This window comes from Pseudomonas sp. RIT-PI-q (assembly GCF_001297125.1).
GTDB lineage: Bacteria > Pseudomonadota > Gammaproteobacteria > Pseudomonadales > Pseudomonadaceae > Aquipseudomonas.
On the sequence record NZ_LHPC01000007.1, the window covers coordinates 17,477 to 31,160 of the forward strand.

The 13,684-nt window shown below is 59.9% G+C and carries 12 protein-coding genes; 10 read left to right on the forward strand and 2 right to left on the reverse strand.

Going from position 1 to position 13,684, the window contains the following annotated elements; translation table 11 throughout:
- The first annotated feature begins 96 nt into the window (after positions 1-96).
- On the forward strand, positions 97-414 hold the full coding sequence (locus tag AEQ67_RS00285; RefSeq protein WP_059401954.1) for a Rieske (2Fe-2S) protein: 318 nt from the start codon (positions 97-99) through the stop codon (positions 412-414).
- Here the strand turns inward: AEQ67_RS00285 and sfsA are convergent.
- Both sfsA and AEQ67_RS00295 read right to left on the reverse strand, forming a co-directional pair.
- Positions 411-1,124, reverse strand: a complete 714-nt coding sequence (sfsA, locus tag AEQ67_RS00290) for a DNA/RNA nuclease SfsA (protein WP_059401955.1) — start codon at positions 1,122-1,124, stop codon at positions 411-413. The genes AEQ67_RS00285 and sfsA overlap by 4 nt on opposite strands.
- The gene (locus AEQ67_RS00295; RefSeq protein ID WP_059401956.1) at positions 1,124-2,296 is read right to left on the reverse strand and encodes a pyridoxal phosphate-dependent aminotransferase; all 1,173 of its coding nucleotides are present in this window, start codon (positions 2,294-2,296) and stop codon (positions 1,124-1,126) included. Before AEQ67_RS00295 ends, sfsA begins: the two co-directional genes overlap by 1 nt.
- A gap of 333 nt (positions 2,297-2,629) precedes the next feature.
- Between AEQ67_RS00295 and dksA the strand changes: the two genes are divergently transcribed.
- The 9 genes from dksA to panC all read left to right on the forward strand — a co-directional run bounded on the left by dksA (position 2,630) and on the right by panC (position 13,621).
- The gene (gene dksA / locus AEQ67_RS00300; protein WP_059401957.1) at positions 2,630-3,070 is read left to right on the forward strand and encodes an RNA polymerase-binding protein DksA; all 441 of its coding nucleotides are present in this window, start codon (positions 2,630-2,632) and stop codon (positions 3,068-3,070) included.
- Between the two features lie 205 nt (positions 3,071-3,275).
- Positions 3,276-4,172 carry a tRNA glutamyl-Q(34) synthetase GluQRS gene (gene gluQRS / locus AEQ67_RS00305; RefSeq protein WP_059401958.1) on the forward strand — a complete coding sequence of 299 codons (897 nt, stop codon included), beginning with the start codon at positions 3,276-3,278 and terminating at the stop codon, positions 4,170-4,172.
- A 77-nt stretch (positions 4,173-4,249) separates the two neighbouring features.
- The gene (locus AEQ67_RS34590) at positions 4,250-4,426 is read left to right on the forward strand and encodes a hypothetical protein (protein ID WP_003176118.1); all 177 of its coding nucleotides are present in this window, start codon (positions 4,250-4,252) and stop codon (positions 4,424-4,426) included.
- Positions 4,410-7,364: a sensor histidine kinase gene (locus AEQ67_RS00315; RefSeq protein WP_161807451.1), complete on the forward strand. Its 2,955-nt coding sequence runs from the start codon at positions 4,410-4,412 to the stop codon at positions 7,362-7,364. The genes AEQ67_RS34590 and AEQ67_RS00315 overlap by 17 nt, the downstream gene beginning before the upstream one ends.
- Positions 7,365-7,386: 22 nt before the next feature.
- On the forward strand, positions 7,387-8,826 hold the full coding sequence (locus AEQ67_RS00320; RefSeq protein ID WP_059401960.1) for a sigma-54-dependent transcriptional regulator: 1,440 nt from the start codon (positions 7,387-7,389) through the stop codon (positions 8,824-8,826).
- An 872-nt stretch (positions 8,827-9,698) separates the two neighbouring features.
- Positions 9,699-11,099, forward strand: a complete 1,401-nt coding sequence (locus AEQ67_RS00325) for a polynucleotide adenylyltransferase PcnB (protein ID WP_059401961.1) — start codon at positions 9,699-9,701, stop codon at positions 11,097-11,099.
- 3 nt (positions 11,100-11,102) lie between these two features.
- The gene (gene folK, locus AEQ67_RS00330; protein ID WP_059401962.1) at positions 11,103-11,588 is read left to right on the forward strand and encodes a 2-amino-4-hydroxy-6-hydroxymethyldihydropteridine diphosphokinase; all 486 of its coding nucleotides are present in this window, start codon (positions 11,103-11,105) and stop codon (positions 11,586-11,588) included.
- Between the two features lie 375 nt (positions 11,589-11,963).
- On the forward strand, positions 11,964-12,764 hold the full coding sequence (gene panB, locus AEQ67_RS00335; RefSeq protein WP_059401963.1) for a 3-methyl-2-oxobutanoate hydroxymethyltransferase: 801 nt from the start codon (positions 11,964-11,966) through the stop codon (positions 12,762-12,764).
- Positions 12,761-13,621: a pantoate--beta-alanine ligase gene (panC, locus tag AEQ67_RS00340; protein ID WP_059401964.1), complete on the forward strand. Its 861-nt coding sequence runs from the start codon at positions 12,761-12,763 to the stop codon at positions 13,619-13,621. Before panB ends, panC begins: the two co-directional genes overlap by 4 nt.
- The last annotated feature ends 63 nt before the right edge of the window (positions 13,622-13,684 follow it).

Consider the following 13,684-nt stretch of genomic DNA (forward strand, 5'->3'; position numbering starts at 1 on the left):
GCACCCGACGGGCGAAGCGGCCATTTGATAATTGTTTGCATTTGAACGTCAAGCTCGGACACATCTGGTCACGAGCCGCAGAACCTGAGGATAGACATGAAGTTTCTTTGTGCTGGCATTGAGCTGGCCGATGCCAGCAGCCGCGGTTTCGACATTGACGGCCAGAAACTCTTCGCCGTGCGCCGGGGCGGCCAGGTTTATGTCTACATCAATCGCTGTCCGCACCGTGGCGTCGGGCTGGAATGGAAGCCCGACCAGTTTCTCGATCCCAGCAACAGCCTGATCCAGTGCGCCACCCACGGCGCGCTGTTTCTGATCGAGGACGGCGAATGCGTCGCCGGCCCCTGCGCCGGACAATCGCTGACCCGCGTCGTGTGTCGCGAAGATGAGCAAGGGATCTGGGTCGATCTCTAACCGTTGAGCAACACGTCCAGACGTCGGTCAACCAGCATTTCTTCGTGGCTCAACCGCACGCCATAAGCCAGCACTTCCACCCCACACGCTACCGCCTCCTGCAACGCATCGGCGTAGGCAGAATCGATTTCTTTTGCCGGACGCACCGCGTCGACGCCAGTGAGATTCACGCAATACAGCTGCACCGCACGAATCCCGTCCCGGGCCAGATGCGCCAATTCGCGCAAGTGCTTGGCCCCGCGCTGCGTGACGGCATCGGGAAATGCCGCTACCGATGAACCATCGAAGCCCAACGTGACGCTTTTGACTTCTACGTAGGCCGGCCCGCTCGGGTAGTCGAGACGAAAATCGATGCGGCTGCTTTCCTGACCGTAGGCCACTTCGCGCTTCAGCTCGGTAAAACCGTTCAGCTCGGTGATAACACCCGCCCGCAGCGCCTCTTCAATCAAACCGTTGGCCCGCCCGGTGTTCACGCAAAACAAACGGCCCTGCGGGGTTTCTCCAATTTCCCAGGTGCCAGGCAATTTGCGTTTGGGGTCATTTGAGCGACTGAACCAGACCTGCCCGCCTTCGACCTGGCAGTTAAGCATCGAGCCGGTGTTCGGGCAGTGAATCGTCAGCAACTCGCCGGTAACGGTCTCGATATCGGCGAGAAAACGCTTGTAACGACGAATCAGGCGACCTTCTTCGAGGGGAGGATGGAAACGCATCAGCCTTGCCAGCTCCGCAGACCACGAGCAATCCGCTCGACCGCTTCCTGCAAGCGCGGCAGGCTTTGGGTGTAGGCAAACCGCACATGATGCCCGGCCTGATACCGCCCGAAATCCAGGCCCGGGGTGATCGCAACGTGCTCGGTTTCGAGGAAGTGCCGGCAGAACGCGAAGGCATCGCCGCCGAACTTGCTGATATCGGCGTACAAGTAGAACGCCCCTTCCGGCTCCACGGCAATGCCGAAGCCCAACTCTCGCAGGGCGGGCAGCAGGAAATCCCGACGACGACCGAACTCGGCACGACGATCTTCGAAAATCGCAATGGTGGCGGGTTCGAAGCAGGCCAGTGCCGCGTGCTGGGCCATGCTCGGGGCGCTGATGTAGAGATTCTGGGCGAGTTTTTCCAGTTCACTGACCGCCGCTTCCGGCGCCACCAGCCAACCGAGTCGCCAGCCGGTCATGCCGAAATACTTGGAAAAACTATTCAGCACAAACGCGCTGTCGTCTACTTCCAGCACGCTGGCTGCATCGGTGCCATACGTCAGGCCGTGATAGATCTCATCGACCACCAGATGGCCGTGGCGCTCCTTGATGGCGGCAGACAGGCCCGCCAGCTCGTCGCGCGTCAGGATAGTACCGGTCGGATTAGCGGGCGATGCCACCAGGGCACCGACGCTGTCGTGATCCCAATGGCGGGCCACCAGATCCGGTGTTAGTTGATAGCGCACGTCCGGGCCGACCGGCACCAATTGCGCCGCGCCTTCGACCAGCCGCAGGAAATGCCGGTTGCAGGGATAACCCGGGTCCGCCAGCAGCCAGTGTTTGCCGGGGTCCACCAGCAAGGCACTGGCCAGCAGCAGCGCGCCGGAACCGCCCGGCGTGATGAGGATTCGCTGCGGGTCGATGTTTAAACCGTAGCGCTGCTGATAAAAGCCCGAAATGGCCTCGCGCAACTCGGGAATGCCGCGCGCCGCGGTGTAGCGGGTTTTCCCCGCCGTCAGCGCCGCTTGGCCGGCCTGAATGATCGGCTCGGCCGTTGTGAAGTCCGGCTCGCCGATTTCCAGGTGGATCACGTCATGGCCCGCGGCCTGCAATTCATTGGCCCGCGCCAGCAGCGCCATGACATGGAACGGTTCGATCGCGCGACTGCGGGCACTGTAGGGCTGAGCCATTGGCCTTCCTTCAACAGGGAAAAAAACTGATTCTACCCAACCGTCGGAACGAGCGAGAACCTAAAGCGGTCAGAGCCGTTATATCCCTGGCTGTAAACGACTCAAGCGTGTGCCCCAGGTTTGACTAAAATCAATAATTGATCAGGTCTCCAGCACCACCAGACAAGGCTTTGCAATCATTTGCAAGCACCTTGGGCCACTACCTCGACATCCGGGAGTAGCGCGGTCCGATTTGATCTGGTAAGTTCGCCCGCTTGCAGCCGCAGGGCCGGCAGGTGTCGGTGATGGAGCAATCCTGCGCAATGGATTACAAGAGTAGAGGCGGTCCCTTTCATGCCCACCCAAGCAAAGCAGCAAAACCAGTCGATCAGCGGTTTCGAACCCCACAAAGAAGTGAAGGGGGAGGAATACATGGGCAAGCCCATGCGCGCTCACTTCACCAAGATCCTGAACAAGTGGAAACAGGACTTGATGCAGGAAGTCGACCGTACGGTTGATCACATGAAGGACGAAGCGGCCAACTTCCCGGACCCGGCAGACCGTGCCAGCCAGGAAGAAGAATTCAGCCTCGAGCTGCGTGCCCGCGACCGCGAGCGCAAGTTGATCAAGAAGATCGACAAGACGCTGCAATTGATCGAAGACGAAGAATATGGCTGGTGCGAGTCCTGCGGCGTCGAGATCGGTGTCAAGCGACTGGAAGCCCGCCCTACCGCCGACATGTGCGTTGACTGCAAGACCCTGGCGGAAATCAAGGAAAAGCAAGTCGGCAAGTAACATCGACTTGAACGAAGAAACGGAGCGTGCGAACGCTCCGTTTTTGTTTCTGATATTTGCTGATATTTGTTGCGTCTTCGGAATCGCCTTCGCGAGCAAGCTTCGCTCCTACAGAGGTTGGCGCAATCTCCTGTAGGAGCGAAGCTTGCTCGCGAAGGCGGCTTCACGCCATGCTCAAAACGATTGGACAGCCTGACATCGCCTTATGACCGCCATCGCCTCCCCCACCTACATCGGGCGCTTCGCCCCCACGCCCAGTGGCCATCTGCATTTCGGTTCGCTGGTCGCCGCGCTGGCCTCATACCTCGACGCCCGCTCCGTAGGTGGTCGCTGGCTGATGCGCATGGAAGACCTCGATCCTCCGAGGGAAGAACCTGGCGCCCAGGCGGCCATTCTCAAGGCGCTGGAAAGCTACGGTTTCGAGTGGGACGGCGAGATGGTTCGCCAGAGTGACCGGCACGAGGCCTACGCCGAAGTGCTCAATCGCCTGTTCAATCACGGCCTGGCCTACGCCTGCACCTGTTCGCGCAAACAATTGGAGCCGTATCACGGGATTTATCCGGGGCTGTGCCGCAACGCCGGCCACGGCACCGAAGACGCCGCGATTCGCTTGCGCGTGCCCGAACTGGAATACCACTTCATCGACCGGGTGCAAGGCGAGTTCCGCCAACACTTGGGCCAGGAAGTCGGCGATTTCGTGATCCGCCGTCGCGACGGGCTCTACGCCTATCAACTGGCGGTGGTCCTCGACGATGCCTGGCAAGGCATCACCGATATCGTCCGTGGCGCCGACCTCCTCGACTCGACACCGCGTCAGCTCTACCTGCAAGAACTGCTCGGCCTGCCACAACCGCGTTATCTGCACATCCCGCTGATTACCCAGCCCGATGGCAACAAACTCGGCAAATCCTACCGTTCGCCGCCGCTGACCGAAGACCAGGCAACGCCTTTGTTGCTGCGGGCATTGCGCGCACTGGGGCAGAAACCAGGCACCGAACTGGACTACGCGACACCACGGGAAGTATTGAACTGGGGCATCGTCCACTGGGATGCGCTGTTGATCCCGCGCACACTCAACCTGCCCGAAGCGCAACTACAGTGATCACACTTGCAGTGGTGCGCCCATCCGTTACCATCGCCGCACGTTTTCGGGCACGCGCATAAAGAAGAGAGGCCGGGATGTACATCTATCGCTTGGTCCTGCTCCTGGTAGTGGGGATTTATCTGTTCTCCCCGGCCATCATGGATTGGTGGATCGACGCCACTGGCGCCTGGTATCGCCCTTATCTGCTCTGGCTGATTCTGATCGTCGTGACCTTCATCCTGCAGAGCCAAAAAGATGCCGATGAGCTTTAGCCTGACCCAGATGATCCTGATCAGCGCCGCGTACCTGGCGGTGCTGTTCGGCGTAGCCTGGGTCAGTGAACGGGGCATGATCCCCCGGGCGATCATTCGCCACCCGCTGACTTACACCTTGTCGCTTGGGGTCTACGCCAGTGCGTGGGCGTTTTATGGCACGGTCGGCCTGGCCTATCAGTACGGCTACGGTTTTCTGTCCAGCTACCTCGGGGTCTCCGGTGCATTTTTGCTGGCGCCGGTGTTGCTGTATCCGATCCTGAAGATCACTCGCACCTATCAACTGTCCTCCCTGGCGGACTTGTTCGCGTTCCGTTTCCGCAGTACGTGGGCCGGCGCATTGACGACGATCTTCATGCTGATCGGCGTGTTGCCGTTGCTGGCCTTGCAGATTCAGGCGGTGGCCGATTCCATCGGCATCCTCACCCGCGAACCGGTGCAGCATCGCGTAGCCCTGAGTTTCTGCGCACTGATTACGCTGTTCACGATTTTCTTCGGCTCGCGCCACATCGCCACCCGCGAGAAGCATGAAGGCCTGGTGTTTGCGATTGCTTTCGAGTCGGTGATCAAGCTGATCGCCATCGGTGGCGTCGGCCTGTACGCGTTGTACGGCGTGTTCGACGGCCCGCAACAACTGGAATTGTGGCTGCTGCAAAACCAGACGGCCCTCGCTGCTTTGCACACGCCGTTGCAGGAAGGTCCGTGGCGCACGCTGCTGCTGGTGTTCTTCGCCTCGGCGATTGTGATGCCGCACATGTACCACATGACGTTTACCGAAAACCTCAACCCGCGCTCGCTGGTCAGTGCGAGCTGGGGCCTGCCGCTGTTCCTGCTGCTGATGAGCCTGGCCGTACCGCTGATTCTCTGGGCCGGCCTGAAGCTCGGCGCCACTACCAATCCGGAATACTTCACGCTGGGCATCGGCATCGCCGCCAACAACAAAGCCCTGGCGCTATTGGCCTACGTCGGCGGATTGTCGGCGGCGAGCGGCTTGATCATCGTCACCACCCTGGCGCTGTCCGGGATGGCGCTGAACCATTTGGTGCTGCCGCTCTATCAGCCGCCGGCCGAAGGCAACATTTACCGCTGGCTGAAATGGACCCGTCGGGCGCTGATCGTCGCGATCATCATGGCCGGTTACGGTTTCTACCTGCTGCTGGGCGCGGAACAGGATCTGGCGAACCTGGGCATCGTCGCCTTCGTCGCCACCCTGCAATTCCTCCCGGGCGTACTTTCGGTCCTGTATTGGCCGACCGCCAACCGCCGCGGTTTCATCGCCGGTTTGCTTGCGGGGATCCTGGTGTGGCTGGTGACCATGCTGCTGCCGCTGGTCGGCAACCTGCAAGGCTTCTACATCCCGTTGCTGAACATGATCTACGTGCTGGACGACACCAGTTGGCACATGGCGGCAATCGCCTCGCTGGCCGCCAACGTACTGATGTTCACCCTGATCTCGCTGTTCACCAATGCCAGCAGCGAAGAGGCCAGTGCTGCCGAAGCCTGTGCCGTGGACAACGTGCGTCGCCCGCAACGCCGCGAATTGCACGCCGCCTCGCCCCAGGAATTCGCCACGCAACTGGCCAAGCCATTGGGCGCAAAAGCCGCGCAGAAAGAAGTCGAACAGGCTTTGCGCGATCTTTATCTGCCGTTCGACGAGCGCCGGCCTTACGCCTTGCGCCGTTTGCGCGACCGGATCGAAGCCAACCTCTCCGGCCTGATGGGGCCAAGCGTGGCGCAGGACATGGTCGAAACATTCCTGCCTTATAAGGCTGGCGGCGAAAACTACGTCACCGAAGACATCCACTTCATCGAAAGTCGACTCGAGGACTACCACTCGCGCCTGACCGGCCTTGCCGCCGAGCTCGATGCCCTGCGCCGCTACCACCGCCAGACCCTGCAGGAATTGCCGATGGGCGTTTGCTCGCTGGCCAAGGATCAGGAAATCCTCATGTGGAACAAAGCCATGGAGGAGCTGACCGGAATTGCTGCGCAGCGTGTGGTCGGTTCGCGTTTGAGCACCATTGCCGATCCATGGAGAGAGCTGCTGCAAGGCTTCATCAATCTCCCGGACGAGCATTTGCACAAACAGCATTTGGCCCTCGACGGCCAGACTCGCTGGCTGAACCTGCACAAAGCTGCGATCGACGAACCGCTCGCACCGGGCAACAGTGGCCTGGTGCTGCTGGTGGAAGACCTGACCGAAACGCAGATGCTCGAAGACAAACTGGTGCACTCCGAGCGACTGGCCAGTATTGGCCGACTCGCGGCAGGCGTAGCCCATGAAATCGGCAACCCGATCACCGGCATCGCGTGCCTGGCGCAGAACCTGCGCGAAGAGCGTGAAGACGATGGCGAGCTGAAGGAAATCAGCGGGCAGATCCTCGAGCAGACCAAACGCGTGTCGCGCATCGTTCAGTCGCTGATGAGTTTCGCCCACGCCGGCAGCCATCAGCACAGCGACGAGCCCGTCTGTCTGGCCGAAGTGGCCCAGGACGCGATAGGCCTGCTGGCCCTGAACCGACGCAATTTCGAAGTGCAGTTCTACAACCTGTGCGACCCCGATCACTGGGTCGAAGGCGATCCGCAGCGACTCGCCCAAGTGTTGATCAACCTGCTCTCAAACGCCCGCGACGCCTCGCCTCCCGGCAGTGCGGTGCGGGTCAAAAGCGAAGCCGGCGAACACACGGTCGATCTGATCGTGGAAGACGAAGGCAGCGGTATTCCGAAGAACATCATGGACCGATTGTTCGAACCCTTCTTCACCACCAAGGACCCTGGCGAAGGCACCGGTCTGGGCCTTGCACTGGTCTATTCCATCGTTGAAGAGCATTATGGACAAATCACCATCGACAGCCCGGCTGATGTTCAAAGCCAACGCGGCACCCGTATCCGGGTGACCTTGCCGCGTCATGTCGAAGCGACGTCCGCTGTGAACTGAGACCGTCGAGAGTATCGAATCAATGCCGCACATTTTGATCGTCGAAGACGAAACCATTATCCGCTCCGCCTTGCGCCGCCTGCTGGAACGTAACCAGTACCAGGTCAGCGAAGCCGGTTCAGTGCAGGAAGCACAAGAACGCTTCACTATTCCCACGTTCGACCTGATCGTCAGCGACCTGCGTCTACCGGGCGCGCCGGGCACCGAGTTGATCAAACTCGGCCAAGGCACTCCGGTGCTGATCATGACCAGCTACGCCAGCCTGCGTTCGGCCGTCGACTCGATGAAAATGGGCGCGGTGGATTACATCGCCAAGCCTTTCGATCACGATGAAATGCTCCAGGCCGTCGCACGTATCCTGCGCGACCGACAATCGGTGCAAGCCAGCGGTGAGCCGATCGCTACCGGCAAAGCAACCAATGGCGCGGCGAAACCGGGTGTCGATAACAGCAATGGCGAAATCGGCATCATTGGCTCCTGCCCGCCGATGCAGGATCTGTACAGCAAGATCCGCAAAGTCGCGCCGACCGATTCCAATGTCCTGATCCAGGGCGAATCCGGCACCGGTAAAGAACTGGTGGCGCGCGCCCTGCACAACCTGTCCAAACGTGCCAAGGCACCGATGATTTCGGTGAACTGCGCGGCCATTCCGGAAAGCCTGATCGAGTCCGAACTGTTCGGCCACGAAAAAGGTGCATTCACCGGCGCCAGCGCCGGGCGTGCCGGTCTGGTGGAAGCAGCCGACGGCGGCACCTTGTTCCTCGACGAAATCGGCGAACTGCCACTGGAAGCCCAGGCTCGCCTGCTGCGCGTATTGCAGGAAGGTGAAATTCGCCGGGTCGGGTCGGTACAGTCGCAGAAAGTCGATGTACGCCTGATCGCCGCCACTCACCGGGATCTCAAGAGCCTGGCGAAAATCGGCCAGTTCCGTGAGGACTTGTATTACCGCCTCCACGTGATCGCCCTGAAACTGCCAGCCCTGCGCGAACGCGGCGCGGACGTCAACGAAATCGCCAATGCGTTCCTGGCGCGGCAGAGCGCGCGGGTCAATCGCACCGACCTGAAATTCGCCTCGGATGCCGAGCAGGCGATTCGTCATTACACCTGGCCGGGTAACGTTCGTGAACTGGAAAACGCCGTCGAGCGCGCCGTCATCCTGTGCGAGAGCCCGGAGATTTCCGCCGAGCTGCTGGGTATCGACATCGAACTGAGCGACCTGGAAGACGACGACTTCATCGGCCTGCCGCCACAACAAGGCAGCGCCGCCGGCAACAATAGCCATGAGCCCACCGAAGATTTGTCGCTGGAAGACTACTTCCAGCACTTCGTGCTCGAGCATCAAGACCACATGACCGAAACCGAGCTGGCACGCAAACTCGGCGTCAGTCGCAAATGCCTGTGGGAACGCCGTCAGCGCCTGGGCATCCCGCGGCGCAAGACCGGGGTGGCCAGCGAGAGCTGAACCGCACCTGTCTGATGTGTGGGTAACACGTGACATTGTGGAAAAACTGTTACCTCAGATTTTTCACGTAACAGAAGCCGGGGCTTACGGTAACGAAGCCCCGGCTTTTTTTGGCCTGGATGAAACCCGCCAACCGGCCTAACCCCTTGTTTTACTGGGGATCACAAAAGTTGGCACGCCCCCTGCTATATGTTTGGTACAAGAACAATAACAAGCAACGTACAAGACAATAAAAATAAGACGTATCGACTCACGCACAATAAAAACAAGACGGCGAGAGGCGCAGCTAACTGATTCTTTTGGAGAGGCGTTGTATTTGGGGCTTGCCCCACGACCAGGCCGAGAACAACAAAAAACTGTCATAAGACAGAGCCTGAACTGGTTGGATCGAAAGATCACTGCAACACAGCGACCAAAGCAATCCGTTTGCTCTTGGCTCCCGATTGGGAGGGTCATGAAGGAAAATCTTCATGGCGTGGGCACTTAACAAAAACAAAAAGCCCGAATCAATAATAAAAATAGAGCATGCAACTACTTCTTGGGGAGCTTCGGCTCCCCTTGTGGTTTCTGCGATTTGAAAAGCCTGCGTACTGTAGGAGCGAGCTTGCTCGCGAAAAACTCACAGGCAGCGCTGGACATCGGGTTATACGCGTTATCGTTCACATCTTTCGCGAGCAAGCTCGCTCCTACAGTAGCCGAACGCAGCCTCGCAGGCTCGGTAGCTGCTACACAGGCGAAGCCATCAGCTCCAGCAACGCCCTTCAAGCCGTTTCGCAGCTTCCTACACCATCCCCCGACTAAATGCTAGAATCCCCGCCCATCATGCGGTCATTCTTCGTTATGGCCGAACATTCCTTCAAACAGTGCATCCCATGCTGAAGAAGTTGTTCCAGTCATTCCGTTCTCCCAAGCGTCATACGCAACACATTCGCAGTACGCCTGAAGTGCTCAACAGCGGCCAACATTCGCTGCAAAAGGCCCAATTCAGCCGTTACGCGGTGAACATCGTCGAACGCCTGCAGAACGCCGGTTACCAGGCTTACCTGGTCGGCGGTTGCGTGCGCGACATGCTGCTCGGCATCACGCCAAAAGATTTCGACGTCGCCACCAGCGCTACTCCTGAGCAAGTACGGGCCGAATTTCGCAATGCGCGGATCATCGGTCGTCGCTTCAAACTGGTGCATATCCACTTTGGTCGCGAAATCATTGAAGTCGCGACCTTCCGCGCCAACCACCCGCAAAACGATGAAGAGGAAGACAGCAACCAGTCCTCGCGCAACGAGAGCGGGCGCATCCTGCGCGATAACGTCTACGGCACGCTGGAAGAAGACGCGCAACGCCGCGACTTCACCATCAACGCCCTGTATTACGATCCGGTCAGTGAGCGCATTCTCGACTACGCCAACGGCGTACACGACATCCGCAATCACCTGATCCGCCTGATCGGCGATCCGAAGCAACGCTACCAGGAAGACCCGGTACGGATGCTGCGGGCCGTGCGTTTCGCCGCCAAGCTGAATTTCGGCATCGAAAAACACAGCGCCGCACCGATCCGCGACCTGGCACCGATGCTGCGCGAGATCCCGTCGGCCCGTCTGTTCGAAGAAGTGCTCAAGCTGTTCCTCTCCGGCCATGCCGCGGACACCTTCGAGATGCTCGTCGACCTGCAGTTGTTCGATCCGTTGTTCCCGGCCAGTGCCGAGGCGCTGGAATACAACCCGACGTACACCCACACGCTGATCAGCGAAGCCCTGATCAACACCGACCTGCGGATCAAGCAGAACAAACCGGTGACCCCGGCGTTCCTGTTTGCTGCTCTGCTGTGGCCTGCCCTGCCGGCTCGCGTGTTGCGCCTGCAAGAGCGTGGCATGCCACCGATTCCGGCGATGCAGGAAGCGGCTCACGAGTTGATTGCCGAGCAGTGCCAGCGCATTGCGATCCCGAAACGCTTCACCATGCCGATCCGCGAGATCTGGGACATGCAGGAACGCCTGCCACGCCGTAGCGGCAAGCGTGCCGACCTGTTGCTGGACAACCCGCGGTTCCGCGCCGGTTACGACTTCCTGCTGCTGCGTGAAAGCGCCGGTGAGCAGACCGATGGCCTCGGTGAATGGTGGACTGACTACCAGGACGCCAACGACAGCGAACGCCGCGACATGATCCGCGACCTCAGCGGCAAGGATGAAGGCACTGGCGCTCCACGCAAACGTCGCCGCAGCGGTGGCGCCAAGCGTAAACGCGCAGCCGGCGCACCGAGCACCACGGGCGAGTAATCCATGGAACGCATCTACATCGGCATGGGCAGCAATCTGGCTGACCCCGCCGAACAACTGCGCAGCGCCATCGAGGCGCTGGGGCAGTTGCCGCTGACCGAACTGGTCGGGGTTTCCGCGTTTTATCAAAGCGACTCCCTGCTGCCCGGCCAACCGCGTTATACCAACGCGGTCGCCGCCCTCGATAGCACACTCGCACCATTGGACCTGCTTGATGCGCTGCACGCCATCGAGAATGGACGGGGCCGCGAACGTCTTGAACGTTGGGGCCCACGCACACTGGATCTCGATATCGTGCTGTTCGGTGACCGGCTGATCGACGAACCTCGCCTGAAAGTCCCCCACTACCATCTGCAGGAACGCGCGTTCGTTCTTTATCCGCTGGCCGAATTGGCGCCTGCGGATTTGCGCCTGGCTGATGGCCGCAGCCTGAGTGATTTGCTCGCTGCCTGCCCGTTCGTCGGCCTGGAACGCCTCCCTTCAAATTGATAAAAATCCCTGTGGGGGCGGGCTTTCCCGCGATGGCTGACCATCAGTCAACATTGATGTTGAATTTGAAGTCGCTATCGCGGGCAAGCCCGCTCCCACAATGGTTTATGTCGCTTCAACGATCTGCAGCAATAAAATTTTGCTGAATCGCATCAGTTACCCCGGTAACACCCCACGCGTAACAATGCGGTAACACACGCAATTGACTTCCCGAGTTCTCCTCACGACTATAGGCGTCCCGCTGCCGCCAACACGGCATTACAGGGCGCAATCCAGGCCTTAAAAGCACGACGAAAGACCGTGCGCCTGTATTTAACGAAGAATCACGCGCGTTACTCGCAGTAGTTTCCACAGCGCCTGAATGAGGAACTTTTCATGCCAGCCATCACCCTGACCACTCTGCAAGGTCTCAAGCAAAAAGGTGAAAAAATCACCATGCTGACCTGCTATGACGCGACCTTCGCCCACGCCTGCAATGAGGCTGGTGTTGAAGTGCTGCTGGTGGGCGACTCCCTCGGCATGGTTCTGCAAGGTCACGACAGCACCCTGCCGGTGACCACCGCCGAGATGGCTTATCACGTCGCCGCCGTTAAACGCGGTAACAGCGACGCGTTGATCCTCGCCGACCTGCCCTTCATGGCCTACGCCACCCTCGAGCAAACCATGACCAACAGCGCCCTGTTGATGCAGGCCGGTGCGCACATGGTCAAGGTTGAAGGCGCGCTGTGGCTGGCGGACTCGATCCGTCTGCTGGCCGAGCGTGGCATCCCGGTGTGCGCGCACATGGGGCTGACGCCGCAATCGGTGAACATCCTTGGCGGTTACAAGGTCCAGGGTCGTAACGAAAACCAGGCGCGGCAAATGCGTGCCGACGCGATCGCCCTGGAGCAGGCCGGCGCGGCCATGCTGCTGCTCGAATGCGTGCCGAGTGAACTGGCCGAGGAAATCACCCAAGCGGTGAAAATCCCGGTGATCGGTATTGGTGCCGGCAGTGCCACCGACGGCCAGGTGCTGGTTCTGCACGACATGTTAGGCCTGTCGATCACCGGCCGTGTGCCGAAGTTCGTGAAGAACTTCATGACCGGGCAACAGAACATTCAAGCGGCGCTTGGCGCGTACGTCACCGAAGTCAAAGCAGCCACTTTCCCTGGTATCGAACACGGATTCTCTGCATGAACACCGTAAAAACCGTACGTGAACTGCGGGCCGCCGTGGCCCGTGCCCGCGGCGAAGGCAAGCGCATCGGCTTCGTGCCGACCATGGGCAACCTGCACAGCGGGCATGTCGCACTGGTGACCAAAGCCACCCAACGGGTGGACTTCGTGGTCGCGAGCATTTTCGTCAACCCGCTGCAATTCGGCGCCGGAGAAGACCTCGACAAGTACCCGCGCACCCTCGCGGCTGACCAGGAAAAACTGCTGCAAGCCGGTTGCCACCTGCTGTTCGCGCCGACCGTTGAAGAAATGTACCCCGATGGCATGGCCGGCCAGACCCGCGTCAGTGTTCCGCAACTCTCGGAAGGCTTGTGCGGCGCCAGCCGTCCTGGGCATTTCGAGGGCGTCGCAACCGTTGTCAGCAAACTGTTCAACATGGTCCAGCCAGACCTGGCGATCTTCGGCGAGAAGGACTTCCAGCAATTGGCGGTGATCCGCGCGCTGGTGCATGACCTGAACATGCCGATCCAGATCATCGGCGAACCGACAGTGCGTGCGACCGATGGCCTGGCGCTGTCGTCGCGCAACGGTTTCCTCAGCGAAGAGCAGCGGGCCGTTGCCCCGGTGGTCTATCGCACACTGAATCAGATCAGCGACGCGATCAAACAGGGTGAGCGGGACTTCCCCACGTTGATCAACCAGCAGATCCAACAGCTTGAAGCCGCTGGCCTGCGAGCTGATTACCTGGAAATCCGCCATGCGCAGACGTTGCGTCCGGCCACCCCGGAAGATCGGGACCTGGTGATTCTGGTGGCCGCGTTCCTGGGGACGACACGGTTGATCGACAACCTGCACCTGAACCTCGACGCGATCGCATAAACACCGCAATACCCCTGTAGGAGCAAGCTTGCTCGCGATGGCGGACTGACAGACACATCTGTC

What these genes read in the sequence shown, in the direction of transcription:
- AEQ67_RS00285 (WP_059401954.1), top strand. Translation starts at nt 97, where the DNA reads ATGAAGTTTCTTTGTGCTGGCATTGAGCTGGCCGATGCCAGCAGCCGC.
- sfsA (WP_059401955.1), bottom strand. Translation starts at nt 1,124, where the DNA reads ATGCGTTTCCATCCTCCCCTCGAAGAAGGTCGCCTGATTCGTCGTTAC.
- AEQ67_RS00295 (WP_059401956.1), bottom strand. Translation starts at nt 2,296, where the DNA reads ATGGCTCAGCCCTACAGTGCCCGCAGTCGCGCGATCGAACCGTTCCAT.
- dksA (WP_059401957.1), top strand. Translation starts at nt 2,630, where the DNA reads ATGCCCACCCAAGCAAAGCAGCAAAACCAGTCGATCAGCGGTTTCGAA.
- gluQRS (WP_059401958.1), top strand. Translation starts at nt 3,276, where the DNA reads ATGACCGCCATCGCCTCCCCCACCTACATCGGGCGCTTCGCCCCCACG.
- AEQ67_RS34590 (WP_003176118.1), top strand. Translation starts at nt 4,250, where the DNA reads ATGTACATCTATCGCTTGGTCCTGCTCCTGGTAGTGGGGATTTATCTG.
- AEQ67_RS00315 (WP_161807451.1), top strand. Translation starts at nt 4,410, where the DNA reads ATGCCGATGAGCTTTAGCCTGACCCAGATGATCCTGATCAGCGCCGCG.
- AEQ67_RS00320 (WP_059401960.1), top strand. Translation starts at nt 7,387, where the DNA reads ATGCCGCACATTTTGATCGTCGAAGACGAAACCATTATCCGCTCCGCC.
- AEQ67_RS00325 (WP_059401961.1), top strand. Translation starts at nt 9,699, where the DNA reads ATGCTGAAGAAGTTGTTCCAGTCATTCCGTTCTCCCAAGCGTCATACG.
- folK (WP_059401962.1), top strand. Translation starts at nt 11,103, where the DNA reads ATGGAACGCATCTACATCGGCATGGGCAGCAATCTGGCTGACCCCGCC.
- panB (WP_059401963.1), top strand. Translation starts at nt 11,964, where the DNA reads ATGCCAGCCATCACCCTGACCACTCTGCAAGGTCTCAAGCAAAAAGGT.
- panC (WP_059401964.1), top strand. Translation starts at nt 12,761, where the DNA reads ATGAACACCGTAAAAACCGTACGTGAACTGCGGGCCGCCGTGGCCCGT.